Origin of the sequence: Vibrio sp. RW (genome assembly GCF_027587105.1) — a bacterium.
Classification (GTDB): Bacteria; Pseudomonadota; Gammaproteobacteria; order Enterobacterales; family Vibrionaceae; genus Vibrio; species Vibrio toranzoniae.
In genome coordinates, this window is sequence record NZ_JAPPTM010000010.1 from 74,143 (window position 1) to 98,007 (window position 23,865).

A 23,865-nucleotide genomic window follows, 5' to 3' on the forward strand; every position below is an offset into this window, starting at 1 on the left:
TTAATGTCTATAAGTGCATTAATCGATGCTGATTTATCTAAAGCCAAAAACGTGCCAAAAAAATTATTCCATTAATTTCAACGGTTTACTTGTTTATCTGTGTTGTTCACTTTGGTTTTTGCACCAAAATGATCCTTCATTGCACCTTGTTGGTGCGGACGTTTGCCTGTGCACCAATATATGACATATGAGAGCACCATTCAGCAATGAATTGCTTAAGTTGTCAATCCACTTTTGTGGTTTTGCCAGAGATTTAGCTCGCAGCTCACGTGCGATGTTTTTTTAGAGCTCTGCGAATTTAGCTGTGCAGCACCGTACTGGCTCAAAGTTAGCGGATATGAATCGCTAACAAAGAAAAAAGCTTTGGTTCAGATCACATATTTCTAGGTTTTTGTCTAGAATCTGGTATATTATTGACCGTTTTTTAAATCAAGCTAGCGGTTATTATCCAAACTTTTGAGATAACTGACGGCTACTTTTATGAGTGAATCGAGAATCCATGTCTACTCCACAGATTGATAAGTTAAGAAATATCGCGATCATCGCGCACGTTGACCACGGTAAAACGACTTTGGTTGATAAACTGCTACAACAGTCAGGCACTCTTGAGTCTCGTGGTGAAGCTGAAGAGCGTGTCATGGATTCGAATGACATCGAAAAAGAGCGTGGCATTACCATTCTTGCTAAAAACACAGCAATTAACTGGAATGATTACCGCATCAACATCGTAGATACTCCGGGACACGCGGACTTCGGTGGTGAAGTTGAGCGTATCATGTCTATGGTTGATTCTGTTCTGCTTATCGTTGACGCAGTTGATGGCCCAATGCCTCAAACTCGTTTCGTAACGCAAAAAGCATTCGCACACGGCCTTAAGCCAATCGTTGTCATCAACAAGATTGACCGCCCAGGTGCTCGTCCTGATTGGGTTATGGATCAAGTGTTCGACCTTTTCGACAACCTAGGTGCTACTGATGAGCAGCTGGACTTCACCGTTGTTTACGCTTCAGCTCTAAACGGTTGGGCAACAATGGAAGAAGGCGAAGTTGGTACAGACATGGAACCATTGTTCCAAGCAGTTGTTGATACAGTAGATGCGCCTGCCGTTGACCTTGACGGTTCTCTACAGATGCAAATTTCGCAACTTGATTACAGCGCTTACGTCGGTGTTATCGGTGTTGCTCGTGTTACACGTGGTTCTGTTAAGCCAAACCAACAAGTAACTATCGTTGGTTCTGACGGTAAGAAACGTAACGGTAAAGTCGGTACGGTTCTAGGTTACCTAGGCCTTGACCGTCACGAAGTTGAACAAGCGAATGCTGGTGACATCATTGCGATTACTGGTCTTGGTGAGCTGAAAATTTCAGACACTATCTGTGACGTAAACAATGTTGAAGCGATGGAAGCTCTGTCTGTTGATGAACCAACAGTAACAATGACGTTCCAAGTAAACACTTCTCCGTTCGCGGGTAAAGAAGGTAAGTTTGTTACTTCACGTAACATCCTTGAGCGTCTAGAAAAAGAACTCGTACACAACGTTGCACTGCGTGTTGAAGAAACTGACAGTCCAGACCGTTTCCGTGTATCAGGTCGTGGTGAACTTCACCTATCTATCCTGATCGAAAACATGCGTCGTGAAGGTTTTGAGCTAGCAGTATCTCGTCCAGAAGTAATCATTAAAGAAGAAAATGGCCAGAAAATGGAACCGTTTGAAACGGTGACTATCGATGTACTTGAAGAGCACCAAGGTGCAATCATGGAAAGCATCGGTCTGCGTAAAGGTGAGCTAACGGATATGGCTCCAGATGGTAAAGGCCGTGTTCGCATGGACTTCATGATGCCTTCTCGTGGTCTTATCGGTTTCCAAACTGAATTCCTAACAATGACGTCTGGTTCTGGTCTTATCTACCACTCATACGATCACTACGGCCCTTACAAAGGCGGTATCATTGGTCAGCGTAATAACGGTGTTCTTATCTCGAACGCAACGGGTAAAGCTCTGACTTACGCACTATTCTTCCTTCAAGCTCGTGGTCGTCTATTCACAGAGCACGCGGATGAAGTTTATGAAGGTCAAGTCATCGGTATTCACAACCGTTCAAACGACCTGACAGTAAACTGTCTGAAAGGTAAGCAACTAACGAACGTTCGTGCATCTGGTACTGATGAAGCACAAGTTCTTTCTCCACCGATCAAGCATACTCTAGAGCAAGCTCTTGAGTTTATCGATGAAGATGAGCTAGTAGAAGTTACGCCACTAAACGTACGTATCCGTAAGAAACTTCTTACTGAGAACGAACGTAAGCGCGCTTCTCGCCCTGCTAAAGACTAATTGTTTGCAGGTGAGTTAGTTTAGAGCTAACTATACGTTTTAGTTAAGAAAGCCCCGAGTAGTGACTATGCTGCTCGGGGCTTTTGTTTTGTGTGGCATTAAGATAGATACGGGTAAACGAGATGCGAGATACGAAGAGCGCGTTCCATATCACTCATCGAATCGTCATTCCTGAATCGAGGGACGAGATATCTGGAATCTAGCTTTTGATTCCCAGGTGACTTTCAACGAATTGCACTCGCTCTGTTACCGACATAAATGGTACTTCAACCACCGCATAACCTAGTTCTTGATAAACGTTGACTAACGTATGATGAATCTCTAATGCTTCTTCAAAGGGATAAGGACGCACGTCATCTTGCACATAAATAGAGGCTTCTGGTCGACAGAACAAGACTTGGGAGTGATAGCCTTTGTTGGCTTCTCGGTAAATCTCATTAATCTCAAGGTTAGCCTGAGTTAGGTAACCACAAATGTCTGGGATCGCGCGATCGAGAAACGTAATCTGATGTTGATTAGCTTGTTCCTTCTGTTCACGCATCACAGTTAAACACAGGCGAGCAAATCCCGGTAAGTCTAGCCAAGGCAGGACCCCACCTTCAAGCTGGCTTTGCTGTTCAATTAACTGGCGAGAGGATTCAGAAAAGATAGGGTAACCTTCGTCACCTAAGGCATTAACTAAGGTCGTTTTTCCGGCTCCGGGACCGCCAGTGATAATGATTGGCTTCATGTGGGTTCTTATTGGTTTGCTGTTATTGAGACGATTTATTTTTATCGCGTAGGCGATGCCTTTTTTTCTCGGCACGCTTCATAGTTCAGTAATAAGCGGATTGGCACCCAGTCAGCGTGAAAAATAGAGAGGACTATAACGATTAAATAAGGCATCCTAGTTTCCTATAGTTAAATGACGGAATAATAATTAGGACTATGAACGAGTTACAAGAGGGTTACAAGTTGAAGATAAAAAACGCAATCACTGGAAGCATCCAGTTTTCCCGCTATCTTCTCACGCGGATGACACACGATAGAGTGAACGTAAATGCGGGCTACTTGGCTTACATTACTTTACTCTCGATTGTACCGATGCTGACGGTTTTGCTCTCTACCTTGTCTTCGTTTTCAGTTTTTTCCGATGTCGGTCTGGTGATTCAAAACTTCATTATTACCAACTTTGTGCCTGCGTCAGGTGATGCGGTAAACGGTGCCTTGCTTGAGTTTGTCGCCAATACGGGCAAGATGACGGCGGTGGGCAGTGTGTTTTTGTTTATCGCAGCCTTGATGCTGATTTCCAATATAGATAAGAACCTGAACTACATTTGGCGTGTGACCGAAAAGCGACGTGCGGTGTTGTCTTTTTCTATGTATTGGATGGTATTAACGCTTGGACCTATTTTGGTAGGAGCGAGCATTGCCGTCACTTCTTATGTCACTTCCTTAAGTTTGTTACAACATGACATTGTGTCTGACGCATTTAATACGGTCATTCGAAAGCTTCCTTTGATCATTTCCTTCTTGGCTTTCTTCGGTTTGTATCTGCTAGTGCCAAATAAAAAGGTACACTTTTCTCATGCGGCTGTTGGTTCTCTCGTTGCGGCTCTGTTGTTCGAATTCAGCAAGAAAGGCTTTGCGGCTTACATTACTCAGTTTCCGTCTTACCAGTTGATTTACGGTGCGCTAGCGGCGATTCCGATTCTCTTTGTTTGGATTTATTTGTGTTGGCTTATCGTGTTAGTCGGGGCTGAAGTGACCGCTGCGCTTGGTGAGCACGAACAGTGGAGTGGTTCGCAAGAAGTGGTACACTCGTCAGATAAAGACAAAATCACAGAGCAAGGAAACAATAGTGATAGCACTGATCCAGAGAGTAAGTGACGCTGCCGTCCGTGTTGATGGCGAAGTCGTTGGCGAGATAGAGCAAGGTTTGTTGGTGCTGTTAGGCGTAGAAAAAGGTGACGACGAAGCCAAAGCGAAGCGTTTGATGGAACGAGTGACCACTTATCGTGTCTTTGAAGATGAAAACGGAAAAATGAACCTCAACGTAAAGCAAATTGAAGGTAAAGTGTTGGTGGTTTCTCAATTTACACTACCAGCCGATACCAAGAAGGGAACTCGAGCGGGTTTCTCTCGTGGTGCCCACCCTGAAGATGCAGAGCGTCTTTACGATTTTTTTTCTGACCAATGTGAATCAGTATTGCCAACGGAACGTGGCCGATTCGCAGCCGACATGAAAGTGTCGTTGGTTAATGATGGTCCAGTGACATTCTGGCTACAGGTTTAAGCTTAAAGGAATAAGCATGTTTAAACTCATAACTCCAACCACCGAAAATCAACTGAATAAGTATTACCATTTTCGATGGCAGATGCTGCGTGAGCCTTGGCGTATGCCCGTTGGCTCAGAGCGTGATGAATACGATCCTATGAGTCATCATCGTGTGATTGTGGATGGTCGAGGTCGTCCAATGGCGATTGGTCGCCTATATATTACCTCCGATCTAGAAGGTCAAATCCGCTACATGGCGGTGAAGAAATCTCGCCAGAGTAAAGGCATGGGCTCACTTATCTTGGTTGCGTTAGAGTCGCTGGCCCGTCAAGAAGGGGCCAAGCGTTTGGTGTGTAATGCTCGTGAAGATGCGATCTCATTCTATGAAAAGAATGAATTTGAATGTCGCGGTGAGATTAGTGACCAACGTGGCCCCGTTCGTCATCAACAGATGGTTAAGCACCTTGACCCTATGGCTGACGTGCTTCGCAAACCAGAATGGTGTAATGAACTGCAGCAGCGTTGGGAGCATCAAATTCCAATCAGTGACAAAATGGGCATCAAGATCAACCAGTATACTGGCTATCAGTTTGAGTGTAGTGCTCAGTTGAACCCCAACCTCAATCCTCACAACACTATGTTTGCAGGTTCGGCCTTTACCTTAGCGACCTTAACGGGCTGGGGAATGACTTGGTTACTGATGAAAGAGCGAGGCCTTAGTGGTGATATTGTGCTGGCAGACAGTAATATTCGCTACCGTCACCCAGTCGAGCAAAATCCGGTTGCGGCGACATCTCTAGATGGAATAAGTGGTGACTTGGATCGTCTCGCTTCAGGTAGGAAGGCTCGTATTATTATTCACGTGACGATTCGCAGTGGCGATGTGGAAGCGGTGGAGTTTACGGGAACCTATATGCTGATTCCTGACTACAAGGAAATCCTATCGACTGATAACAAGGTGAGTGAATAACTTCACGCTTGCTTGATGTAGATTGGGTTATTGATTGAAGGCGCTACTCTTGCGGAGTCGCGCTTTTTTGTTGGCAGTCATTTATCTCTGAATATTCGGCTTGGTCGAGCTTTCCTGAGATTTGATGGCATTGGTCAGACAGAGTAATGGATAGCGTATGTCGCTCAGTTTTAAGCAAGTCGAGCTCTCCCTTTACCTCACCATTTAACGTTTGAACCCTTTGCGTACCTTTCTCGGCTGCGGATGCACCAATAATGTGCACTGGTTCAAGTGTGAAGCGTCCACGGTCAAAATTCGCATTGAATTCTGGGATTTCAAACACGTTATCAGTCGATGCCTCAGACAGCGTATCGTTAAAGGTCATCACCCCTTGGCGAACGCTACCGGTGAGTTGGCCAGTGGTTGAGTAGCCAAGCATTAATGAATCACCATATAAACCCGCGGCTTGAAGTTCGAACTCCCCGTAGCCTGTTGCATCGAGTGGTAACTCCAATGGTTGTAACATTAATGATATCGGTAATCCATCAGCCGAGATATCGACACTCCATGGCTTGCTGATTTGATTGAAGTCTAAGGTGGCGTTCGCTTCAATATAACCATGTTTCAATGGCATAAACAGGCGTGTTAACGTCCACTTTCCTTGTTTGCTATTCATCTCAATCACAGGCTGAGCACTGAGAATGTTTTGATAGCTGGCATCGTTGGCGCTTGCCAATAACTCTCCTTGCCACAAGCCTAGCTTTCTATCTTGCAACAGTTGAACTTGATGCCCTTCTACATGCAGCCCTGATACCTGCCAGTAAGGTTTTTCTGCGAGCTGGATGAACTGGCTGCGTTCTATGTTAAGTCGGTTAATTTCGACGTTCTGGAGTTGTCTCAGCCATGGTATTAGGCGTGCGGCTGGTAGGTGGTTATCTTGGCTTTCGGTAAGCCACTTGATGCCTTGCAGGTCGAGCTGTGCTAAATCAATAGCATCAGGCGTCACCTTGCCATTGAGCTGAACATTGCCTTGAAGAAACTGAGTATAGAAGTCTTCAATCAGAATCCGGTTGGGCTCTAGGTTGAGCTTAAGGCTTGGGTCGATGAATTGGTCATTGTCTAAGGTGACGCCTTCAGCTTGTAGAGAAAAAATGGCGTTCTGTTGTTGCCACAATTCAAAAGGCAACTGTATGTTTTCTAATGAGGCGTCAAAGGATGCGAGGTGCCCGTCTGCCCATTCTAGGTCACTACGCAAAATATCTAAGCTGTTGATGTGATTGATCTGGATACCTGTCATATCCCATTGTTTGTTCAATAGGCTTTGGGTCTGTTTTTGGTTGAGTCGTAAACCATCGATCGTCACATTCACCAAAGACCAGTCATGTTGATATTGTTCTGCTTGACCGGAAACCTTAGCGCCACGCCAGTCAAATGAAGCACCATAAAGAGTGCTGTCAATCGGCTTTAGTTCGAGGTCAATCAACAGGTTATCGAATGCTTCGTCTTGCCAATACAGTTGCGTGGTTGAGAGTTGGGTTTTGCCATAAGGTAATAATGAGTTGTGCCCGTCCCATATGGGATCGGAGATCTGAAGATCAATGCCTCGCGCATTAAAGTCTGGGGTCGAGAAATCTAGATTATTGATGGCCAACTGGTGAAGCTTGAGGTTTGGCTGCGTAAGTACCGATGTGAGGTTTTTTAAATCATCAACTTCTAACTGCAGACCGCTGATCAACACTGAATCCAAGATCAGTTTGGCTTGAACTATAGAGCTAGGGCTAAACCACATACTGACTTTGTCGATGTACAAAGGCGACTTTTTTTCAGGTCGGTTTTGGGTAATACCCATCAAAGTGATGTGATAAGGCGCCTGATACTCAACATCTTCAATGAGTAGAGGTTGTTCAAGCGTATGTTTTATAAAAAAATTAGCAACATCAGCACGGTATTGAGTCTGCAGGCTTAATAACAACGCAGCGATAACCGCAACGGCGATAGCCAGCACAATACCGAATACCATGAATACCTTTTTCATTCCCTGAAAGCCTTAAATTTCAATAGTCTCAAACAGAGTGGAACAAAAAGGGATAAGCATCAACAAAAAAGCCCCTCAAAAGAGGGGCTTGCTACAAAATATCATTGTAAATGGGCGTTCGTTTTGGACTTAGCCCGAGCAGATAGGTGGGTTAGTCTAATTGTGGACCAGCCGCAACCAGTGACTGACCTTCAGCATTGTCTGTGTATTTATCAAAGTTGTTGATGAATCGTGTTGCTAGATCCTTCGCTTTGCTCTCCCACTGTAGCGGGTCAGTGTACGTATCACGTGGGTCAAGAATGGTCGAGTCTACATCGTGCAAGGCGAGTGGCACTTCTAGGTTAAACATAGGGATAACCTTAGTGTCTGCATTGTCAATTGAACCATCTAGAATAGCGTCGATGATGCCGCGAGTATCTTTGATAGAGATACGCTTACCACTGCCATTCCAACCTGTGTTAACTAGATAAGCTTCTGCACCAGCCGCTTCCATGCGCTTCACAAGCACTTCAGCGTACTGAGTTGGGTGGAGCGTTAGGAATGCAGCGCCAAATGCCGCAGAGAACGTTGGCGTTGGCTCTGTAATACCGCGCTCTGTACCTGCGAGCTTCGCTGTAAACCCAGATAGGAAGTGGTATTTAGTCTGTTCAGGAGTCAGTTTCGATACTGGTGGTAGCACACCAAATGCATCCGCTGTCAGGAAGATAACTTTTTTAGCGTGACCTGCTTTTGATACTGGCTTAACAATGTTTTCGATGTGGTGAATCGGGTAAGAAACACGAGTATTTTCTGTTTTTGAACCGTCATCAAAATCGATAGAACCATCACCACGGACCGTTACGTTTTCTAGCAGAGCATCACGACGGATTGCGTTGTAGATTTCAGGTTCCGCTTCTTTCGATAGGCGAATCGTCTTCGCGTAACAACCGCCTTCAAAGTTGAAGATACCGTCGTCATCCCAACCATGCTCATCATCACCGATCAGCTCACGTTTAGGATCCGTCGATAGTGTTGTTTTCCCCGTACCTGATAGGCCGAAGAATACGGCTACATCGCCTTTCTCGCCTACGTTTGCACTACAGTGCATTGAAGCAATGCCTTGCAGAGGAAGTAGGTAGTTCATCATTGCGAACATGCCTTTTTTCATCTCACCGCCGTACCAAGTACCACCAATGATTTGAACGCGCTCTGTCAGGTTGAACGCAACGAAGTTTTCAGAGTTTAGGCCCTGCTTCTCCCAGTTCGGGTTGGTTGTTTTAGCACCGTTCATTACCACAAAATCAGGTTCGAACGTTGCAAGCTCTTCGTCAGTTGGACGAATGAACATGTTCTTAACGAAGTGCGCTTGCCACGCTACTTCAGTGATAATACGAACACTTAAGCGCGTATCTGGGTTCGCACCACAGTAACCATCAATCACAAACAGGCGCTTGCCAGATAGCTGAGTTGTCACAAGCTCTTTCAGCTCATTCCATAATTCAGGTGTAATCGGTTTGTTGTCATTTTTGCCTTGATCTGACCACCACATGGTATCGCGGGTCGTGTCATCTTTAACAATGTATTTATCTTTTGGTGAGCGGCCAGTAAAGATACCAGTGTCAACCGCAACAGAGCCAAGTTCCGTTACTACGCCTTTTTCGTAGCCCTCTAAACCTGGCAGTGTTTCTTCAACGAATAGCTGCTCGTAGCTAGGGTTACGAAGAACTTCAGTAACGCCTGTCAGTCCGTGCTTAGTTAGATCAATTTGTGCAGCCTTTGTATGTTCCATAACGGTCATAGGTGCTCCTTGTAGGATATTTTGTAGGGATTTTGTATTAATTTTTATGGTTATCTGCTCACCATGCTAGCAACGAGACTCGGGGGAAACAGGGATACAGCTCAAAAAGTATCCATATTAACATTGAGGTTTTAAGTGTCTCGTCACATATTGGCCCAACTAGTCTATCCTGTACGCAAACCTTTGCGCTAGGGGCAGGAACATTATTAATTGATGAAAATTAAGCGGTGATTTTATTACGAGATGTAACGGGCTTTGCGCTATTTTGATCACAAAAAAGGCCAGCTTGCAGCTGGCCTTTTTGGGTAAATTACGTGTTTTGGGTACGTTATAAATTAATGAACGGTATTGCTGCCTTTATCGGCTGCTTCAGCGTACAGTGCATCAACGTCGTTCTTGTCGAATGAATAATTTGTGCCACAGTAATCACAATGCAGAGCAACACTACCTTCGGTACTTAGGATGTCGTACATCTCTTCTTGAGCAACCGTAATGATAGCCGCCGCGCTCCGCTCACGTGAACAACCACAGTAGAACTCAACTGGTTGTGGGGTGAACAGCTGGACTTTCTCTTGGTTGTACAAACGGTAAAGCAGTTCGTTCGCTTCTAGGGAGAACAGTTCTTCGTTTTTAACTGTGTCAGTTAGTTGCTCTAGGTGTTCGAAGTCGTCTGGCGTACCTGTGCCGTCTGGCATAACCTGCAATAGCATACCAGCAGCGTGTGCTTTACCTTCATGCTCGCCAGTGCGTAACCATAGACGAGTCTTAAGCTGTTCAGAGTTAGCGAAGTAACCTTCAAGCACTTCAGCAAGCGTGTCGCCTTCAAGGCCAACTATACCTTGGTAACGCTCACCTTGCTTAGGGTCGATAGTGATCACTAGATGGCCTTTACCCATAAGGTCGTGTAGGCCTGCGTTGTCAGCAATATCCCCTTCAAAGCGAGCAACACCGCGGATCTTCTGGTTGTTATCACCATTGATCACAGCGAGAGATACTGGGCCATCACCTTGAAGCTGCATAGTGATAGAACCTTCAAACTTTAAGGTCGCCGTTAGTAGTGTCGTTGAGACCAATAGCTCACCCAGCAGTTTCTGTACTGGCGCTGGGTATTCCTTGCTAGAAATAATCTGTTGGTACGCTTTATCCATTTGTACCAATTCACCACGTACTGATAGGTCTTCAAATAGGTAGCGATTTAAAACATTACTTGTAGACATTGGGTCTATTCCTTCTAGCTTATTGAGTCTTGAACTTGATGATGTCACGACGTTGCTTCTTATCCGGACGACGATCTGGAGCTGGGTTATGAGCATTCAGCTTGCGTTGTTTCGCAAACTCTTCTCTTTTTGCCAAGCTCTCGGTGGTTTCTTCATAGAGTGTTTGAGCGATCGGAGCCCCGCCACGATGCGCCGAAATTTTCTCGATAGTCACCGTTTTTTCTTCATTCCCTTGACGCAGTGTAATCACCGCCCCAAGTTCGACAATTTTACTTGGTTTGCTGCGTTGACCATTATAGTGGACTTTGCCACCATCGACCATGTTGCGAGCAATAGAGCGGGTTTTGTAAAAACGAGCTGCCCACAACCATTTATCGAGTCTGACAGCTTCATCAACAGTTTTCATATAGGGTTGTGCCTTTTCAGTGAAAAATGAATGTGGTTTAACTGTAATTAACAGAGCGCAACATGTTCTTGATGATGCTTATCACATTAAGTAGAAGCTTAAAGTGGAGGCGGTTGGCATTTTTTTCAAGTCATATTACAAAATAGCCATCTAATGCCGATTTATGAATTGGCTATGATATAATTCATGATCTTATGCTTAAATGCGCTTGGTATCGAACGAATGAATGAAAAAGTTGGAAGCTTAATGATTTTCAGCGTTTGTCGTCTTGAAAAGGGGCAAGGGAAGTGAACTTTTTAGAGCTCAAAAATCGCATAGGACACTCACCTGTGTTGAGCCGCTTATTAGAGAATAAATTTGTATTTCAGCAGAAACTAAGCCTAGCGACTTGTTGTTTGTTAATTGCAGCTTCAGCATGGATTTTAGGACAGCTTGCATGGTTTCTTGTACCTGCCGAGCAAACGGTTGTGCCTTGGAAAGCGTCTGTTTCATCTTCTTCTTCAGCACTTCAACCGACCCTTGATATCTCTTCTTTGCAACAGAGTAACCTTTTTGGCGCCTATAACCCAACCACGCCCGCTGTGGTTGAACAGCAAGTTATCCAAGATGCGCCAAAGACACGGTTGAACCTGATTTTAGTGGGTGCAGTCGCCAGTTCTAACCCCAAATTAAGCTTAGCTGTGATTGCTAATCGTGGCACACAAGCAACCTACGGAATTAACGAAGTAATAGAAGGCACTCGAGCTAAGCTCAAAGCGGTGTTAGTGGATCGTGTCATTATTGATAACTCAGGGCGAGATGAAACCCTGATGCTTGAAGGTATTGAATACAAACGTTTAGCCGTATCTGAACCTGCGCCACCTCGCGCTTCTTCTTCGGTTCGTGGCAATAACCCAGCTTCTGCAGAAGAGAAGTTGGATGAAATAAAAGCGAAGATAATGGAGGATCCACAACAAATTTTCCAATATGTTCGTTTATCTCAGGTTAAGCGTGACGATCAAGTGATCGGTTATCGTGTGAGCCCTGGCAAAGATTCAGAACTTTTTAACTCTGTTGGGCTCCAAAACGGGGATATTGCTACTCAGTTAAATGGACAAGATCTGACTGACCCTGCCGCTATGGGCAACATATTCCGATCAATCTCAGAGCTAACTGAGCTAAATCTCGTCGTTGAGCGAGATGGTCAACAACATGAAGTATTTATTGAATTTTAGAACTTTGCGTCTAACCAAGGACGAAAGTGTAGGAGAAGTACGTGAAGCATTGGTTTAAGAAAAGTGCGTGGTTATTGGCAGGAAGCTTAATCTGCACCCCCGCAGCCATCGCTAGTGATTTTAGTGCCAGTTTTAAGGGCACTGACATTCAAGAGTTTATTAATATTGTTGGCCGTAATCTAGAGAAGACGATCATCGTTGACCCATCGGTGCGCGGTAAAATCGATGTCCGTAGCTATGATGTACTCAACGAAGAACAATATTACAGCTTCTTCTTAAACGTCTTAGAAGTGTACGGCTACGCGGTCGTTGAAATGGACTCGGGTGTTCTCAAGGTAATCAAAGCTAAAGACTCAAAAACATCGGCAATCCCCGTTGTTGGTGAGCGTGATTCGATTAAAGGTGACAGCGTGGTTACACGTGTTGTGACCGTTCGCAATGTCTCGGTTCGCGAACTTTCTCCTTTGCTTCGTCAACTGAATGACAATGCTGGCGCGGGTAACGTCGTGCACTACGATCCCGCTAATATTATCTTGATTACTGGCCGTGCGGCGGTGGTCAATCGCTTAGCGGAAATCATCAAGCGTGTTGATCAAGCTGGTGATAAAGAGGTTGAGGTGGTTGAGTTAAAAAATGCGTCTGCGGCCGAAATGGTACGTATCGTGGATGCACTGAGCAAAACCAACGATGCTAAAAATACGCCAGCCTTTCTGCAACCAAAATTAGTCGCTGATGAGCGTACCAATGCGATTCTTATCTCTGGTGACCCTAAAGTTCGTAGCCGTTTAAGAAAGCTTATCGAGCAACTTGATGTCGAAATGGCGACCAAGGGCAACAACCAAGTTATCTACCTTAAGTACGCAAAAGCCGAAGATCTTGTCGATGTGTTAAAGGGCGTGTCGGACAACCTACAGTCAGAGAAGCAATCATCGACTAAAGGCAGCTCGTCTCAACGCAACCAAGTGATGATCTCAGCGCACAGTGATACCAATTCTCTGGTTATTACCGCTCAGCCGGACATTATGAACGCATTGCAAGACGTGATCGCGCAACTGGATATTCGTCGTGCTCAAGTATTGATTGAAGCCTTGATTGTTGAAATGGCAGAAGGCGATGGCGTTAACCTTGGCGTGCAATGGGGTAACCTAGAAACGGGTGCCATGATTCAGTACAGCAATACTGGTGCATCGATTGGTGGTGTCATGGTGGGTTTAGAAGAAGCTAAAGATACTGAAACTACCACTGCGGTTTATGATGAGAACGGTAAGTTCGTACGAAACGAAACTACTACTGAACAAGGTGACTACTCAAGTTTGGCTTCTGCTCTTTCTGGTGTTAACGGTGCGGCTATGAGTGTGGTAATGGGTGATTGGACTGCATTGATCAGTGCGGTAGCCACCGATTCCAATTCAAACATCCTATCTTCTCCAAGCATCACAGTAATGGATAACGGCGAAGCGTCGTTCATTGTGGGTGAAGAGGTTCCGGTTTTAACCGGTTCGACGGCGGGTTCAAGTAACGACAACCCATTCCAGACGGTTGAGCGTAAAGAAGTGGGCATCAAGCTGAAAGTCGTGCCGCAAATCAATGAAGGTGACTCGGTTCAGCTGCAAATCGAACAAGAAGTATCGAACGTATTGGGCGCAAACGGCGCGGTTGATGTGCGCTTTGCTAAGCGTCAGCTGAATACATCGGTGATTGTTCAAGACGGTCAAATGCTGGTGTTGGGTGGTTTGATTGATGAGCGAGCATTGGAGAGTGAGTCTAAAGTCCCGTTCTTGGGTGATATTCCTGTACTTGGACATTTGTTCAAATCAACCAGTACTCAGGTTGAGAAAAAGAATCTAATGGTCTTCATTAAACCAACCATCATTCGTGATGGCATGACGGCAGATGGTATCACTCAGCGTAAATACAACTTCATCCGTGCTGAGCAGCTGTATAAGTCTGAGCAAGGTTTGAAACTGATGGATGACGACAATATCCCAGTATTACCTAAGTTTGGCGAAAGCATGAATCACCCAGCTGAAATCCAAGCGTTCATCGATCAAATGGAACAAGAATAATGGCTGAATTGGTAGGGGCGGCACGTACTTATCAGCGCTTGCCGTTTAGCTTTGCAAATCGCTATAAGATGGTGTTGGAATATCAGCATCCAGAGCGTGCGCCGATACTTTATTATGTTGAACCACTGAAATCAGCGGCGATCATAGAAGTCAGCCGTGTTGTGAAAAGTGGTTTCACACCACAAGCGATTACTGCAGATGAATTTGATAAAAAACTGACCGATGCTTATCAGCGTGACTCATCAGAAGCGCGTCAACTGATGGAAGACATTGGTGCTGACAACGACGATTTTTTCTCTCTGGCAGAAGAGCTTCCTCAAGATGAAGATTTACTCGAATCGGAGGATGACGCGCCTATCATCAAATTAATCAATGCGATGTTGGGTGAAGCGATCAAAGAAGGTGCTTCGGATATTCATATCGAAACCTTTGAAAAGTCACTCTGTATCCGTTTCCGAGTTGATGGTGTGCTACGTGATGTTCTCGCGCCGAGTCGTAAACTGGCTCCGCTGTTGGTTTCACGTGTAAAGGTGATGGCTAAGCTGGATATTGCGGAAAAACGCGTGCCACAAGATGGTCGTATTTCTCTGCGTATCGGTGGCCGAGCGGTCGATGTTCGTGTATCTACCATGCCTTCTTCTCACGGTGAACGCGTGGTAATGCGCTTGTTGGATAAGAACGCGACTCGTCTAGACTTACATAGCTTAGGCATGACGGCAGAGAACCATGAGAATTTTCGTAAGCTGATTCAACGTCCGCACGGCATTATCTTGGTGACGGGGCCTACGGGGTCTGGTAAATCAACGACCTTGTACGCTGGTCTGCAAGAGCTCAACAGTAACGAGCGCAATATCTTAACGGTTGAAGACCCAATCGAATTTGATATCGATGGCATTGGCCAAACGCAGGTAAACCCTAAGGTTGATATGACCTTTGCGCGTGGTTTACGTGCCATTCTTCGTCAGGATCCCGATGTCGTCATGATTGGTGAGATCCGAGATCTGGAAACGGCAGAAATCGCGGTACAAGCCTCTTTGACTGGTCACTTAGTGATGTCGACCTTGCACACCAATACCGCCATTGGTGCGATTACCCGTCTGCGCGATATGGGGATTGAACCCTTCCTAATCTCTTCTTCACTACTTGGTGTTCTGGCTCAGCGTTTAGTTCGCACCTTGTGTCACCACTGTAAAGAACCTTATGAAGCCGATAAAGAACAGAAGAAACTGTTTGGATTGAAGAAAAAAGAAAGCCTGACCCTTTATCATGCGAAAGGTTGTGAAGAGTGTGGTCACAAGGGCTACCGAGGCCGTACCGGTATCCATGAACTATTGATGATTGATGAATCGGTGCAAGAGTTGATTCACAGCGAAGCGGGCGAGCAAGCGATTGAGAAAGCAATTCGTGGCACAACACCAAGTATTCGAGAGGATGGCTTGAGCAAAGTTCTGAAAGGGGTAACTTCCCTAGAAGAAGTGATGCGCGTGACCAAGGAAGTTTAGTATGGCGGCATTTGAATACAAAGCGCTGGATGCCAAAGGCAAGAGCAAAAAGGGTTCTATTGAAGCTGATAATGCTCGTCAGGCTCGTCAGCGCTTAAAAGAGCAAGGCTTGATGCCGGTTGAGATGGCCGAAGCTAAAGCAAAAGCGGCGAAAGGCACACAACCTTCGACCAGCTTTAAGCGTGGTATCAGTACACCTGATCTTGCTTTAATTACTCGCCAAATATCAACGCTCGTTCAATCGGGTATGCCACTCGAAGAGTGCTTAAAAGCGGTTGCCGAGCAATCGGAAAAGCCACGTATTCGAACTATGCTGTTGGCCGTTCGCTCTAAGGTGACTGAAGGCTACTCACTCGCTGACAGCCTGTCTGATTATCCCCATATTTTCGATGAACTATTCCGGGCTATGGTTGCGGCTGGTGAGAAATCGGGGCACTTAGATGCGGTATTGGAGCGATTAGCCGATTACGCTGAAAATCGCCAAAAGATGCGCTCTAAGCTGCTGCAAGCGATGATCTACCCAGTGGTGCTGGTGGTATTTGCAGTGACGATTGTTTCCTTCTTGCTTGCTACCGTCGTACCAAAGATCGTTGAGCCGATTATCCAAATGGGCCAAGAGCTGCCTCAATCGACACAATTTTTATTAGCATCGAGTGAATTTATTCAGAATTGGGGAATCCAATTGCTGTTGTTGACCATTGGTGTGATTGTTCTGGTTAAGACCGCACTGAAAAAGCCAGCCGCTCGCATGAGTTGGGATCGCAAATTATTGAGTATTCCTCTGATCGGCAAGATAGCCAAAGGGATCAATACCTCTCGCTTTGCACGCACACTCTCTATCTGTACTTCGAGTGCGATTCCAATCCTTGAAGGAATGAAAGTCGCGGTTGACGTGATGTCGAATCACCATGTTAAACAACAAGTATTACAGGCATCGGATAGTGTCAGAGAAGGGGCTAGCCTACGTAAAGCGCTCGACCAAACTAAGCTTTTCCCTCCAATGATGCTGCATATGATCGCCAGTGGTGAGCAGAGTGGCCAATTGGAACAGATGTTGACCAGAGCAGCAGACACCCAAGATCAAAACTTTGAGTCGACAGTCAATATCGCCTTAGGTATTTTTACCCCGGCTCTTATCGCGTTGATGGCAGGCTTAGTGCTATTCATTGTGATGGCGACTCTGATGCCGATGCTTGAAATGAATAATTTAATGAGCGGTTAACAACAATCGACTCATAGAACAGAACGTTCGTTTTTGGATTATCGAGATGAAGGCGATCACTCCCTTCAACTCGCTGTCTTTAATTTGGAGAAAATAATGAAAACTAAAATGAAGAAACAGTCAGGCTTTACCTTATTAGAAGTGATGGTTGTTGTGGTTATCCTTGGTATTTTAGCGAGCTTTGTTGTCCCTAACTTACTGGGTAACAAAGAGAAGGCTGACCAACAGAAAGCCATCACGGACATTGTAGCGCTAGAGAACGCGCTGGATATGTACAAACTGGATAACAGCGTTTACCCAACAACGGATCAAGGCCTTGATGCACTGGTTTCTAAGCCAACAAGTAGCCCTGAGCCTCGTAATTACCGCGATGGTGGTTACATCAAACGTCTGCCGAACGACCCATGGGGTAACGAGTACCAATACCTAAGCCCAGGTGATAACGGCACTATCGATATCTTTACTCTAGGTGTTGATGGCCAAGAAGGTGGTGAAGGTATTGCTGCCGATGTTGGTAACTGGAACATACAAGATTTTCAATAAGCTTCGGCTTATTGTTGCTTGATAAGTTCCTGTTGGTAAATAAGTTATTGGGCTTGATGCCGGTATTTGATGGTAGGACGCAAACAGATGGAGTCTAAAGGTGAAAACTAAGCAAACACAGCCAGGTTTCACCTTAATTGAGATTCTTTTGGTGTTGGTATTATTATCATTAACGGCGGTTGCGGTGATCGCGACCATTCCTACCAATAGTAAAGATGTCGCTAAACAATACGCTCAAAGCTTTTATCAGCGAGTTCTATTACTCAATGAAGAGGCTATCTTGAGTGGATTGGACTTTGGCGTTCGTGTTGATGAAAAGAAATCGACCTATGTACTGATGGCGCTTAAGTCAGAAGGGTGGCAGGAGGTCGAATTCGAAAAGATCCCCTCTTCAACGGAATTACCTGAAGAACTTGCTTTGTCACTGACCTTAGGGGGGGGCGTGTGGGAAGACGATGATCGGTTGTTTAATCCAGGAAGCTTATTTGATGAAGATATGTTTGCTGATCTTGAAGAGGAAAAAAAACCGAAACCACCACAGGTCTATATCTTGTCGAGTGCTGAAGTAACCCCCTTTGTTCTATCATTTTATCCCAATACGGGTGACACAATACAAGATGGCTGGCGCATTCGAGTGTTAGACAATGGTGTCATTCGTTTGCTTGAACCAGGAGAAGAAGATGAAGAGGAATAACCGTTCTTCTTATCGTTCTCGTGGTATGCCTCTTGGTTCTCGAGGAATGACTCTACTTGAAGTATTGGTGGCGCTCGCTATCTTTGCGACTGCGGCGATCAGTGTGATTCGTGCTGTCACTCAGCACATCAATACCCTCAGTTACCTAGAAGAAAAAACCTTCGCTGCTATGGTCGTTGATAATCAAATGGCCTTGGTGATGCTGCACCCTGACAAGCTAAAAAAAGTGCAGGGTACACAAGAGTTGGCTGGAAGAGAGTGGTTCTGGAAAGTGACGCCAATTGATACCAGCGATGATTTATTAAAGGCGTTTGATGTGAGTGTGGCAACCAGTAAACAAGCTTCTCCAGTGGTCACGGTGCGCAGCTATGTGGTCAACTAAAAGCGTGTCGTTAGTTAAGAGCAAGTCGCTAAGTAAGAGCATGCCCGCCAATAAGCGTGTACCTCGTAAACAAGGTCTATCTTCGAAAGGGAGAGGCTTTACCTTAATTGAAGTGTTGGTCTCGATCGCTATCTTTGCCACGTTGAGCATGGCGGCTTATCAGGTCGTGAATCAGGTGCAGCGAAGCAACGAACTCTCAATCGAACGCAGTGCTCGTTTGAATCAACTGCAACGTAGCTTAGTCATTTTAGATAATGATTTTCGTCAGATGGCGGTGCGAAAATTTCGTACTAATGGTGAAGAAGCATCATCTAAGCTGATATTAATGAAAGAGTATTTATTGGACTCCGACGGTGTTGGCATCATATTTACTCGCTTGGGGTGGCACAACCCACAACAGCAGTTTCCTCGTGGAGAAGTCACGAAGGTTGGCTACCGCATCAAAGAAGAAACACTTGAGCGTGTCTGGTGGCGTTATCCCGACACTCCTGCAGGCCAAGAGGGTGTGATTACTCCGCTGCTTGATGATGTCGAAGGCTTTGAAATCGAGTTTTATGATGGGAGTCGCTGGGGTAAAGAGTGGCAAACCGATAAATCATTGCCGAAAGCGGTGAGACTCAAGCTGACGTTGAAAGACTACGATGAGATAGAGCGAGTTTATCTCACGCCAAGTGGCACTTTAGATCAGGTCAATGACGCGAGTGACTCTTCAAATAGTGAGGGTAACAATGGCTAATCGCCCCCATGATCTTGCTAAGATACATTCTGCAATGGGACGAAAACAAAATGGTGTCGCACTGATCATCATTCTGATGCTTTTGGCTATCATGGCCACCATTGCGGGCAGCATGTCGGAGCGTTTGTTTACACAATTCAAACGTGTTGGTAATCAGTTAAATTACCAACAGGCCTATTGGTATAGCATTGGTGTGGAAGCACTAGTACAAGACGGGATTAGTCAAAGCTATAAAGACAGTGATACCGTGAATCTAAGTCAGCCATGGGCACTGGAAGAACAGGTATACCCATTGGATTATGGACAAGTATCGGGTCGCATTGTCGATGCCCAAGCGTGTTTTAATCTCAATGCTTTGGCTGGGGTAACGGCGACTTCAAGCAACCAAACACCCTATTTAGTGACGGTTTGGCAAACCTTGTTGGAAAACCAAGATATTGAACCTTATCAGGCTGAGGTGATCGCAAACTCAAGTTGGGAGTTTGTCGATGCAGATACCAGAACCACTTCTACGGTAGGCGTAGAAGACAGTACTTATGAGGCGATGAAGCCCTCTTATTTGGCGGCTAATGGCTTAATGGCCGATGAATCCGAGTTACGAGCGGTTTACCAGGTTACGGGTGAGGTGATGAATAAGCTTCGCCCATTTGTTTGCGCTCTGCCAACCGATGATTTCCGCTTGAATGTAAACACACTCACGGAAAAGCAAGCGCCTTTATTGGAAGCGATGTTTGCTCCGGGCTTAAGCGCATCGGATGCAAAACAACTGCTAGACAAGCGACCATTTGATGGCTGGAATACGGTGGATGCTTTTATGGCTGAGCCTGCCATTGTTGGTGTGAGTGCAGAAGTCAGCAAGAAAGCGAAAGGATATTTAACTGTAGATAGCGCTTATTTTGAGCTAGATGCAGAGGTATTAGTTGAGCAGTCACGTGTACGTATACGAACGCTTTTCTATAGTAGTAATCGAGAAACAGTGACGGTAGTACGCCGTCGTTTTGGAGGAATCAGTGAGCGAGTTTCTGACCGTTCGACTGAGTAGCGAACCACAAAGCCCTGTGCAGTGGTTAGTTTGGTCGACAAGCCAACAAGAAGTGATAGCAAGCGGTGAACTGTCTAGCTGGGAGCAGCTTGATGAGTTAACGCCTTACGCTGAAAAGCGCAGCTGTATCGCTTTATTACCGGGAAGCGAATGCTTGATAAAGCGCGTTGAAATCCCGAAAGGTGCTGCTCGCCAGTTCGATTCTATGCTGCCGTTTTTGTTAGAAGACGAAGTGGCGCAAGATATCGAAGATTTACATCTCACCATTCTACATAAAGACGCCACCCATGCCACAGTATGCGGTGTCGAACGCAAATGGTTGAAACAAGCTTTAGATAAGTTTCGCGAAGCCGGTATTGTCTTTCGTAAAGTGCTGCCGGATGCGTTAGCTGTACCTTTGGAAGAGCAGGGCATCAGTGCGTTGCAGATTGATCAATATTGGCTTTTACGCCAAGGTAACTATCAAGCGGTATCGATCAGCGAAGCATGGCTCCCGATGTTCTTGCAGAGTGACTGGGTTGTCGTTGATGACGAAGAGCAGCCCGCGACTATCTTCAGTTACACCGCGATGCCGAGCGACGACGTTCAGCAACAAAGTGGTGTGAAGTGGCAAGCGAAGCCTGCGGAATTGGTGATGTCTTTATTGAGCCAACAAGCGATCATGAGCAGTGTGAATTTACTGACTGGTACCTTTAAAACCAAATCTTCCTTCAGTAAATATTGGCGCGTATGGCAAAAAGTAGCGATTGCCGCTTGTTTGCTGGTGGCCGTGATTGTGTCTCAGCAGGTGCTGAAGGTTCAGCAGTATGAAGCGCAAGCTCAAGCTTACCGAATGGAGAGTGAACGTATTTTTAGATCCGTGCTCCCAGGAAAACAACGCATTCCGACCGTGAGTTACCTTAAGCGTCAGATGAGCGACGAAGCTAAGAAATATGGTGGATCCGGTGCTAACGATTCCTTGTTAGGGTGGTTAGCTTTATTGCCAGAAACGCTAGGTCAAGTGAAGTCAATCGAAGTTGAAAGCATTCGCTACGATGGTAACCGTTCTGAAATTCGACTACAGGCTAAAAGTTCGAACTTTCAACATTTTGAGACCGCTAGAATGAAGCTCGATGAGAAGTTTGCTGTGGAACAAGGGCCATTAAACCGTAATGGCGATGCCGTATTTGGCAGCTTTACTCTTAAACCACGTCAGTAACCGCGCAAGGAGATCAGTGATGAAAAATATGATTGAACCACTCCAAGCGTGGTGGACCTCAATAAGTCAAAGAGAACAGCGCCTGGTCATTGGCTGTTCAATTTTATTGGTGGTGGGTGTCGTTTATTGGGGATTAATACAGCCACTTAGTCAGCGAGCTGGACTGGCGCAAAGTCGTATTCAAAGTGAGAAACAACTCTTAGCTTGGGTAACCAATAAAGCCAATGAAGTTGTTGAGTTGCGAGGCAGCGCAGGCATTAGTGCTAGTCAGCCTTTGAATCAATCTGTGCCCGCTTCTATGCGTCGTTTTAAGATTGAGTTGATTCGAGTGCAACCGCGTGGCGAGATGCTGCAAGTGTGGGTAAAACCTGTGCCTTTTAATAAGTTCGTTGACTGGCTGACATACCTGAAAGAAAAACAGGGTGTTGAGGTTGAATTTATGGATATTGATCGCTCCGATAACCCTGGGGTTATTGACGTCAACCGACTACAGTTTAAACGAGGTTAATGTGAAACGCGGTTTATCTCTTAAATATGGCCTGCTATTCAGTGGCACCTTTATTGTCTTTTTCTCTGTCAGCCTGTTGCTGCACTTACCGGCATCTTTTGCTCTTAAGCATGCACCTGCTGTACGCGGTCTGAGTATCGAAGGTGTTGAAGGTACAGTTTGGCAGGGTCGCGCCAACAATATTGTGTGGCAGCGAGTCAATTACGGAGCAGTGCAGTGGGATTTCCAGTTCTCTAAATTATTCCAAGCTAAAGCAGAGCTCGCCGTGCGTTTTGGCCGTAACAGCGACATGAACTTGTCAGGTAAAGGGCATATTGGGTATAGCATGAGTGGTGCATATGCGGAAAACTTAGTGGCTTCAATGCCTGCTATGAACGTGATGAAATATGCCCCAACCATCCCAGTGCCTGTTTCGATTGGTGGACAAGTTGAATTGACGATCAAGCACGCGGCTCATGCTCTGCCTTGGTGTCAATCGGGCGAAGGTACAGTGGCATGGTCTGGTGCGGCAGTGGATTCCCCTGTTGGTTCGTTAGACCTAGGCCCTGTGATTGCGGATATTAGCTGTCAAGATAACGCCATTTCAGCCAAGGGAATACAGAGTAGCCCACAAGTGGGCAGCGAATTTTCTGCGAGCGTAACGCCGAATCAAAGCTACACCTCATCGGCATGGTTTAAACCGGGTGCTGAGTTTCCGCCTGCGATGCAGAGCCAGCTTAAGTGGTTAGGCAACCCTGATAACCAAGGGAAATACCAATTTACCTACCAAGGTCGTTTTTAGCCCGGTATCTACTTCTGAGCTAGCATCCGTTGGTTATCAAAAAACGAGATATAAAAAATGGGCACCTCACTGAGGTGCCCATTTTATTTGAATATCAGATTGTCATGGCACTACGCGATTTAGTCTTTACCTTGTAAGATCTCGGGCCATGGTAAGTCTGCATCACCAAGCACGATGAAATTCGGGTTCTCAAGCGTCTCTCTTTCATTGTAAGAAAGCGGCTCTAACTGTGTACTCAAAATACGACCGCCAGCCTCTTCAACAATACACTGTGTCCCTGCGGTATCCCACTCGCCCGTTGGTCCAAGTCTGAGATAACAATCCACCGCCCCTTCTGCTACTAAGCAGGCTTTAAGCGCGGCTGAACCTAGCGGAACCAAATCATAATTCCAAGCTGAGTTCATACGGCTAGTGATGCGATTGATATCTTGGCGGCGACTGATTGCCATTGCGATGGATTGGTTTGGCAGTTCATGACGATGCGTTTTGATTTTAACGCTGTCGTTAAGGTCTGGGATCTTCCAAGCCCCTTTGCCACTGTAAGCGTAATAACTCACACCGGAAACAGGCGCATACACCACCCCCATTACGGGTTTATTATGCTCAATTAGGGCGATGATTGTCGCGAAGTCGCCACTTCTTGCGATGAACTCCTGAGTTCCATCTAGTGGATCAACCAACCAGTAGCGATCCCATTGAGAACGTTGCTCTAGGCTGATGTCTGCAGCTTCTTCAGATAACACGGGAATGTCAGGGGTGAGTTCACTGAGTTTTTTCGAGATCAGTTTATGCGCTGCAAGGTCGGCACTGGTGACCGGTGTGTCATCGCTTTTGGTGAACTCTTCGTAATCTTTCTTCTCGTATATCTCTAAGATGAGCTGTCCAGCAGAACGAGCAATCTCAATGACAGAGGGAAGGAGGTGAGAAAAATCTTTTGTTATTGGCATAAATGTTCTCTTACTCTTCGATCGAGCTTGTTTGGTCTTCGAGTGCGATCGTTTGTT

General features: G+C 45.7%; 22 protein-coding genes. 16 read left to right on the forward strand and 6 right to left on the reverse strand.

What is annotated here, in order from left to right; translation table 11 throughout:
* Window positions 1-499 precede the first annotated feature (499 nt).
* Window positions 500-2,332, forward strand: a complete 1,833-nt coding sequence (gene typA, locus OCT63_RS11305) for a translational GTPase TypA (protein ID WP_060466899.1) — start codon at window positions 500-502, stop codon at window positions 2,330-2,332.
* Between the two features lie 199 nt (window positions 2,333-2,531).
* On the opposite strand, the gene OCT63_RS11310 is transcribed toward typA, so the two are convergent.
* On the reverse strand, window positions 2,532-3,062 hold the full coding sequence (locus OCT63_RS11310; RefSeq protein ID WP_269983739.1) for an AAA family ATPase: 531 nt from the start codon (window positions 3,060-3,062) through the stop codon (window positions 2,532-2,534).
* Window positions 3,063-3,259: 197 nt separating this feature from the next.
* Between OCT63_RS11310 and OCT63_RS11315 the strand changes: the two genes are divergently transcribed.
* The 3 genes from OCT63_RS11315 to OCT63_RS11325 are packed head-to-tail and all read left to right on the forward strand — an operon-like array spanning window position 3,260 to window position 5,559.
* Entirely contained in the window at window positions 3,260-4,201 is a 942-nt protein-coding gene (locus tag OCT63_RS11315; RefSeq protein ID WP_161679619.1) for a virulence factor BrkB family protein, read from the forward strand.
* Window positions 4,173-4,607, forward strand: coding sequence for a D-aminoacyl-tRNA deacylase (gene dtd / locus OCT63_RS11320; protein WP_269983740.1), 435 nt, complete (start codon window positions 4,173-4,175; stop codon window positions 4,605-4,607). The genes OCT63_RS11315 and dtd overlap by 29 nt, the downstream gene beginning before the upstream one ends.
* Window positions 4,608-4,623: 16 nt before the next feature.
* The gene (locus tag OCT63_RS11325; RefSeq protein ID WP_060466903.1) at window positions 4,624-5,559 is read left to right on the forward strand and encodes a bifunctional GNAT family N-acetyltransferase/hotdog fold thioesterase; all 936 of its coding nucleotides are present in this window, start codon (window positions 4,624-4,626) and stop codon (window positions 5,557-5,559) included.
* A 43-nt stretch (window positions 5,560-5,602) separates the two neighbouring features.
* Here the strand turns inward: OCT63_RS11325 and OCT63_RS11330 are convergent, their stop codons facing one another.
* The 4 genes from OCT63_RS11330 to hslR all read right to left on the reverse strand — a co-directional run bounded on the left by OCT63_RS11330 (window position 5,603) and on the right by hslR (window position 10,973).
* Complete coding sequence (locus OCT63_RS11330; protein WP_269983741.1) at window positions 5,603-7,573, reverse strand: AsmA family protein; 1,971 nt, start codon at window positions 7,571-7,573, stop codon at window positions 5,603-5,605.
* Between the two features lie 151 nt (window positions 7,574-7,724).
* Window positions 7,725-9,350, reverse strand: a complete 1,626-nt coding sequence (gene pckA, locus OCT63_RS11335; RefSeq protein ID WP_017055600.1) for a phosphoenolpyruvate carboxykinase (ATP) — start codon at window positions 9,348-9,350, stop codon at window positions 7,725-7,727.
* Window positions 9,351-9,685: 335 nt separating this feature from the next.
* Entirely contained in the window at window positions 9,686-10,567 is an 882-nt protein-coding gene (hslO, locus tag OCT63_RS11340; protein ID WP_269983742.1) for an Hsp33 family molecular chaperone HslO, read from the reverse strand.
* Window positions 10,568-10,586: 19 nt separating this feature from the next.
* On the reverse strand, window positions 10,587-10,973 hold the full coding sequence (gene hslR / locus OCT63_RS11345; protein WP_060466906.1) for a ribosome-associated heat shock protein Hsp15: 387 nt from the start codon (window positions 10,971-10,973) through the stop codon (window positions 10,587-10,589).
* 287 nt (window positions 10,974-11,260) lie between these two features.
* On the opposite strand from hslR, the gene gspC reads away from it, so the two are divergent.
* The 12 genes from gspC (at window position 11,261) to OCT63_RS11405 (ending at window position 22,861) form a co-directional block, all read left to right on the forward strand.
* Window positions 11,261-12,187 carry a type II secretion system protein GspC gene (gspC, locus tag OCT63_RS11350; protein ID WP_060466907.1) on the forward strand — a complete coding sequence of 309 codons (927 nt, stop codon included), beginning with the start codon at window positions 11,261-11,263 and terminating at the stop codon, window positions 12,185-12,187.
* Window positions 12,188-12,228: 41 nt separating this feature from the next.
* A complete protein-coding gene (gene gspD / locus OCT63_RS11355; protein WP_060466908.1) occupies window positions 12,229-14,253 on the forward strand; it encodes a type II secretion system secretin GspD in 2,025 nt (674 codons plus the stop codon).
* Window positions 14,253-15,755 (forward strand): type II secretion system ATPase GspE, encoded by a 1,503-nt coding sequence (gspE, locus tag OCT63_RS11360; protein ID WP_060466909.1) that lies wholly within the window; start codon window positions 14,253-14,255, stop codon window positions 15,753-15,755. Before gspD ends, gspE begins: the two co-directional genes overlap by 1 nt.
* 1 nt (window position 15,756) lies before the next feature.
* Window positions 15,757-16,977: a type II secretion system inner membrane protein GspF gene (gspF, locus tag OCT63_RS11365; protein ID WP_269983743.1), complete on the forward strand. Its 1,221-nt coding sequence runs from the start codon at window positions 15,757-15,759 to the stop codon at window positions 16,975-16,977.
* Window positions 16,978-17,073: 96 nt separating this feature from the next.
* Window positions 17,074-17,520, forward strand: a complete 447-nt coding sequence (gspG, locus tag OCT63_RS11370; protein ID WP_017055607.1) for a type II secretion system major pseudopilin GspG — start codon at window positions 17,074-17,076, stop codon at window positions 17,518-17,520.
* Window positions 17,521-17,620: 100 nt separating this feature from the next.
* On the forward strand, window positions 17,621-18,214 hold the full coding sequence (locus OCT63_RS11375) for a prepilin-type N-terminal cleavage/methylation domain-containing protein (protein ID WP_161672364.1): 594 nt from the start codon (window positions 17,621-17,623) through the stop codon (window positions 18,212-18,214).
* A complete protein-coding gene (gene gspI / locus OCT63_RS11380) occupies window positions 18,201-18,596 on the forward strand; it encodes a type II secretion system minor pseudopilin GspI (protein ID WP_161672365.1) in 396 nt (131 codons plus the stop codon). The genes OCT63_RS11375 and gspI overlap by 14 nt, the downstream gene beginning before the upstream one ends.
* Window positions 18,583-19,332: a type II secretion system minor pseudopilin GspJ gene (gspJ, locus tag OCT63_RS11385; RefSeq protein WP_060466913.1), complete on the forward strand. Its 750-nt coding sequence runs from the start codon at window positions 18,583-18,585 to the stop codon at window positions 19,330-19,332. The genes gspI and gspJ overlap by 14 nt, the downstream gene beginning before the upstream one ends.
* Complete coding sequence (gene gspK, locus OCT63_RS11390) at window positions 19,325-20,374, forward strand: type II secretion system minor pseudopilin GspK (RefSeq protein WP_269983744.1); 1,050 nt, start codon at window positions 19,325-19,327, stop codon at window positions 20,372-20,374. Before gspJ ends, gspK begins: the two co-directional genes overlap by 8 nt.
* A complete protein-coding gene (gspL, locus tag OCT63_RS11395) occupies window positions 20,343-21,572 on the forward strand; it encodes a type II secretion system protein GspL (protein WP_269983745.1) in 1,230 nt (409 codons plus the stop codon). Before gspK ends, gspL begins: the two co-directional genes overlap by 32 nt.
* Before the next feature lie 19 nt (window positions 21,573-21,591).
* Window positions 21,592-22,080 (forward strand): type II secretion system protein M, encoded by a 489-nt coding sequence (locus OCT63_RS11400; RefSeq protein WP_269983746.1) that lies wholly within the window; start codon window positions 21,592-21,594, stop codon window positions 22,078-22,080.
* A gap of 1 nt (window position 22,081) precedes the next feature.
* Window positions 22,082-22,861, forward strand: coding sequence for a type II secretion system protein N (locus OCT63_RS11405; protein ID WP_060466917.1), 780 nt, complete (start codon window positions 22,082-22,084; stop codon window positions 22,859-22,861).
* Window positions 22,862-22,980: 119 nt separating this feature from the next.
* Here the strand turns inward: OCT63_RS11405 and cysQ are convergent, their stop codons facing one another.
* Window positions 22,981-23,808: a 3'(2'),5'-bisphosphate nucleotidase CysQ gene (gene cysQ / locus OCT63_RS11410; protein ID WP_046223426.1), complete on the reverse strand. Its 828-nt coding sequence runs from the start codon at window positions 23,806-23,808 to the stop codon at window positions 22,981-22,983.
* Window positions 23,809-23,865: the final 57 nt, after the last annotated feature.